Raw genomic sequence first — 4,245 nt, 5'->3', positions numbered from 1 at the left:
GTCTGGATCGTTTCGTAGGGTGCGCTCAGCGCGGTTCCGTCGGTGGCGCGTTCGATCAGGCCTGCCATTGCCAAGGCTTCGACATCCGCGTGCACGCGCTTGTAATCGCGTTTTACGGCGCGTGACAGCGCTGCCACGCTTGCGGTGGGCTGGCGGTGCAGGTGACGCAGCAACGCGAGGCGTTTGGGGGTGAGGACGCGGGTCATGGTTTCGAAGCTGTCGAAGGACAGATGATGCTCATTGACCGCTTCGCCGCGTTCGCCGCGGTGCCAGGCATCTATGAAGCGCGCGCCCATGGCGCCGCGGCTTTCGCCGACGTGGATTTTCAAGTCACTCATCTTGCGTCTCCCGTTCGGCCACATGGGCAAAGAAATCAGTCACAAGCTGCTCGACGGTGGTGAATTGATAGGGCCGCTCCACACCATCGATGTGCATATGATCGCCTTTGCCGCGCTCGTTGTCGAAGGCGACGATCCGCTGCCCGGCGCGGCCATAGAACAGGCTGTATTTCAAGCCATGTGTTGATGGCGGCACTGGCGACGGCACGCGCCAGATTGTCATCTCCACTATGGCCCCGCTGGCCTCGGTCCGCTTTTCCTGAAACAGCAAAACCGCCTTCATATGGCAGCCTATGCCATAGATGGCCTATGTCGTCCAGCGCCAAACCCCGCATCAAGTGCGGGGGGACGCCGCCGCTTACACCTCCCCCGCCACGATCCGCCGGATCACCTTCACGAACGTCGCCGGCGGCTGGCCGCCCATGATGGCGTATTTGCCATTGAAGATGATGGCGGGCACGGCGCTGATGTCCTGTTCTTCGCGCCACCAATGTTCGGCGGTGCGCACGTCGTCGGCGTAGCGGCCGCTGGCCAGCACTTCGCGGGCGGCGTCTGGGTCCAGGCCGGCGGTGGTGGCGGCGGTGATCAGGGTTTCGGGGTCGTTCAGCGGCTGCGCGTTGGTGAAGTGGGCTTCGAACAGGGCCATTTTCAGGGCGTGGGCCAAAGACCGTTCGGGCCCGGCCTTTTCGGCCCAGTGCAGCAGGCGGTGGCAATCGAAGGTGTTCCAGATCATCGAATCCGGCCCGCCCTTGAAGGTGAAGCCGAGGTTTTCGCCCATGGTCTTGATGTGGCTGCGCGCGGCGGCGCCTTCTTCGGGGGGGCGGCCATATTTGCGGGCGACATGCTCGGCGCTGTTTTCGCCTTCGCAGGCCATGTTCGGGTTGAGTTCGAAGGGGTGGAAGTGCCAATCGGCCGTGACCTCGTCGCCGATTTCGGCCAGCGCGGCTTCAAGGCTTTTCAGGCCGATCACGCACCAGGGGCAGACGATGTCGGACACGAAATCGATGCGGAGCGGTTGAGGCTGGGGGGTGGTCATGGCGGCAAGTCTACGCCGCAAAGAGCACGCGTCAATCGTTGGCTGCACCGAAGCGTTCGGCGTAGCGGCTGGTGATGCGATCGACCGGCATCACCACGAATACGTCCACCGTATTGAACTGGTTATCGACAAAGCCGCCATCGCCGACCATGGCGCCGACGCGCAAATAGCCCTTGATCAGCGGCGGCAGCGCGCGGGCGGCGGCGCGGCCATCGATGGCGGCGGCGGGCAGGCGGTTCATGTCCACCCGGTGCGGCGGCAGCGCGGCGGCGCGCAGATCGATCGGCGCGAGGTGATGGTGATACAGGTAGGACAGTTCGGCGGCGTGCAGGCAGGGATCGGCGCCGTGCAGCGATGCGCAGCCGAACAAATGGCCGATGCCATGCTGCGCCAGATAGGAGGCGATGCCGCGCCACAGCAGCGAGATGGTGGCGGCGGTGCGCCATTCCGGCGCGACGCAGCTGCGGCCCAGCTCCAGCAGTTGCCGGCCCGGCGCGCTTTGCGAAATCAGGCGTGACAGATCAAATTCGCCGGCCGAATAAAAGCCGCCATTTGACATCGCCACATCCTGGCGCAGCAGCCGGTAGGTGCCGACCACGCGCGGGCGGGTGCTATCGGCATGATCGATCACCAGCAGATGATCGCACACGGCATCATAGGGATCGATATCGCGGCGGCTGCGCGCCATGGCGGGCGTGGGCCGGGCACCCATTTCATCGTAGAAAATCTCGTAGCGCAGGGCCTGCGCCGCTGCGATTTCCGCGTCGCTGGCGGCCAGCCGTACATCCAGCAGGCCAGCGCGGTGGATGGCCGGCGCGCGGGCAATGATGGCTGGCGCAACTTCGGTGGCACGGGAGAGGGCAAGCATGGGCTGCTCCAAAGCGGCTGATAGCCTGCCATACCGCTGTCATATGACAAACATGCGCAATGTCGGTTACAGCAAGGTTGCAATCTTGTTGTCAGGCCCTGCGGCATTATCGTCGGCCACTACCAGCCCGGCGCGCCACAGCCACAGGAAAATCAGCACACCGGGCAGGGCCAGCGCCGTGGTGAGCCAGTAGAAATCGACATACCCAAGCTGTTCGATCAAGCCGCCAGCGGTGCCGGAAGAAAACGCCCGGCCCAATATGGCGGCAGCCGATGACAGCAGCGCAAATTGCGTCGCGGTAAAGCGCCGATCGCACAGCAGCGCCAGCCATGCCCCCACGGTGACGCCGCCGATGCCGCTGGCGAGGTTTTCAAAGCCCTGCACCGCCGCCAGCGCCCACACATCATGGCCGATGATGGCCAGGCCGGCGTAGGCGGCGTTGGACACGCCCATCAGCAGCAGCGACAGGAACACCGATGCCGCCAGCCCCATCCGCTTGTAGAGGATGCCGCCCAGAAACACGCCGGCCAGATAGCCGAACAAGCCGAGCGTGACGTCGTAGGCGGCCACTTCGGGCTTGGTGAAGCCCAGATCATTGTAGAACAGGCGCACCGACAATTGGCACACCGTGTCGCCAATCTTGTGGACCAGCACAAATCCCAGCACGATCCATGCGCCCGGCCGGCCGAGAAAATCGCTGAGCGGCGCGATGATGCTGTCCTTGATCATCGCAGCCAGGCCCTTGCCCGAGATGGTGGGCGGCGGCCGCAGCGGTTCGCCCAGCCACGCCGCCGCAGCCAGCGCCGGCACGAACAGCAGGCCGGCAAACGCATAGGCCAGCGCCCACGACTGCGTGCTGGCCGCAATCAGCAGCGCGCCGGCGCCGGCCAGATAGCTGCCCATGCGCCAGCCATATTGCGTCATGCCGCTGCCGGCGCCCATCTGGTCGCTGCGCAGCCATTCGATGCGGATGGCGTCCACCACGATATCCAGCGTGGCGCCGGCAAAGCCCACCGCCATCGCCGCTGCCGCGAACAGCGCCAGATCGGCGGTGGGATCGAGCAGGCCGAGCCAGGCGATGGCCGCGCTGGCCAAGATCACCGACACCAGCAGCCACGCCCGCCGTTGCCCCAGCAGATCGGCCAGCACCGGAATGCGCGCCCGATCAACCAGCGGCGCCCACAGCGGCTTGAAGCTGTAAACCAGCAACGCGAGGCCAAAGGCGGTAACCGATTTCTTCTCGATGCCGCTTTCTGCCAGCCGTGTGGTGAGCGTGGCCGCGATCATCGCATAAGGCGTGCCCGATGCCATGCCCAGCGCCAGCGCGCCAATCGGCCCGGCTTCGAAATAGGGTTTGATGGCAGCGAGGAAGGAGCGGTTGGGTGTGGAAACCATGGCGCTGCACCATGGCTGTGGGCGGCGCTGTGTCAATGGGTACGCGGGGGGCAAGGGAGGCAAGGGAGGCAGGGGAGGCAAGGGAGGCAGGGGGGGCAGGGGGCTGGCGCGGGCGCGACTGGCGGCTTAGACACCGGGCAGCCAAAAGGGGGGAATCCAATGAAATTTACTGTCAGAATCGCCGTGCTGATGAGCGCCTTTGCCTTGCCAGTGCTGCCTGCTGTGGCCCAAGCGCCCGTTGCTGCTGTTGCCAATGCCGAAGACGCAAGGCTGACGGCATTTCTGGACGGCGAATTTGCCGAGTGGGTGAAGCTGCAGCCGCAACTCGCCACGCGGCTGGGTATCAAGGCGGGCGGTGACCAGTGGAACGACATCAGCGCTGCCGCCGCCGCCGCGCAGGTGAAATGGCGGCAGGCCAGCGCGGCCCGCATGAAGGCCAGCATCGACCGCAGCAAGCTGTCAGGCGAGGGCCAGGTCAATTACGATATCTGGGCGTTGGAGGCGGAGCGTGCGGCCATGCAGAACGCCGGCCGCCTGTATCGCGCACCCTTCAACTCACGGCTCAATTCGGTGCATACGCAGGCGCCGGATTTTCTGATCAACACGCA

General features: G+C 65.1%; 6 protein-coding genes. 1 reads left to right on the top strand and 5 read right to left on the bottom strand.

Annotated features, from left to right (window positions below):
* From ABWP50_RS11790 to ABWP50_RS11770, 5 genes are all read right to left on the bottom strand, one after another.
* A partial coding sequence (locus tag ABWP50_RS11790; protein ID WP_353218184.1) for an HVO_A0114 family putative DNA-binding protein occupies nucleotides 1-338 on the bottom strand: 338 nt, incomplete at its 3' end.
* On the bottom strand, nucleotides 331-621 hold the full coding sequence (locus ABWP50_RS11785) for a toxin-antitoxin system TumE family protein (protein ID WP_353218183.1): 291 nt from the start codon (nucleotides 619-621) through the stop codon (nucleotides 331-333). The genes ABWP50_RS11790 and ABWP50_RS11785, both read right to left, overlap by 8 nt.
* A gap of 75 nt (nucleotides 622-696) precedes the next feature.
* The gene (locus ABWP50_RS11780; RefSeq protein WP_353218182.1) at nucleotides 697-1,374 is read right to left on the bottom strand and encodes a DsbA family oxidoreductase; all 678 of its coding nucleotides are present in this window, start codon (nucleotides 1,372-1,374) and stop codon (nucleotides 697-699) included.
* A 31-nt stretch (nucleotides 1,375-1,405) separates the two neighbouring features.
* Nucleotides 1,406-2,242 carry a l-ornithine N(alpha)-acyltransferase gene (gene olsB / locus ABWP50_RS11775; RefSeq protein ID WP_353218181.1) on the bottom strand — a complete coding sequence of 279 codons (837 nt, stop codon included), beginning with the start codon at nucleotides 2,240-2,242 and terminating at the stop codon, nucleotides 1,406-1,408.
* Nucleotides 2,243-2,308: 66 nt separating this feature from the next.
* A complete protein-coding gene (locus ABWP50_RS11770) occupies nucleotides 2,309-3,637 on the bottom strand; it encodes an MFS transporter (RefSeq protein ID WP_353218180.1) in 1,329 nt (442 codons plus the stop codon).
* 159 nt (nucleotides 3,638-3,796) lie between these two features.
* Between ABWP50_RS11770 and ABWP50_RS11765 the strand changes: the two genes are divergently transcribed.
* A partial coding sequence (locus ABWP50_RS11765) for a DUF885 family protein (protein WP_353218179.1) occupies nucleotides 3,797-4,245 on the top strand: 449 nt, incomplete at its 3' end.

Source organism: Sandarakinorhabdus sp., assembly GCF_040398645.1.
In the GTDB taxonomy this organism is placed as follows: Bacteria; Pseudomonadota; Alphaproteobacteria; order Sphingomonadales; family Sphingomonadaceae; genus Sandarakinorhabdus.
This window is presented reverse-complemented; position numbering and strand designations above follow the sequence as displayed.

Bases quoted from the DNA above. Each gene is read 5' to 3' on its own strand.
- olsB (WP_353218181.1), bottom strand. From the start codon at position 2,242: ATGCTTGCCCTCTCCCGTGCCACCGAAGTTGCGCCAGCCATCATTGCC.
- ABWP50_RS11770 (WP_353218180.1), bottom strand. From the start codon at position 3,637: ATGGTTTCCACACCCAACCGCTCCTTCCTCGCTGCCATCAAACCCTAT.
- ABWP50_RS11780 (WP_353218182.1), bottom strand. From the start codon at position 1,374: ATGACCACCCCCCAGCCTCAACCGCTCCGCATCGATTTCGTGTCCGAC.
- ABWP50_RS11785 (WP_353218183.1), bottom strand. From the start codon at position 621: ATGAAGGCGGTTTTGCTGTTTCAGGAAAAGCGGACCGAGGCCAGCGGG.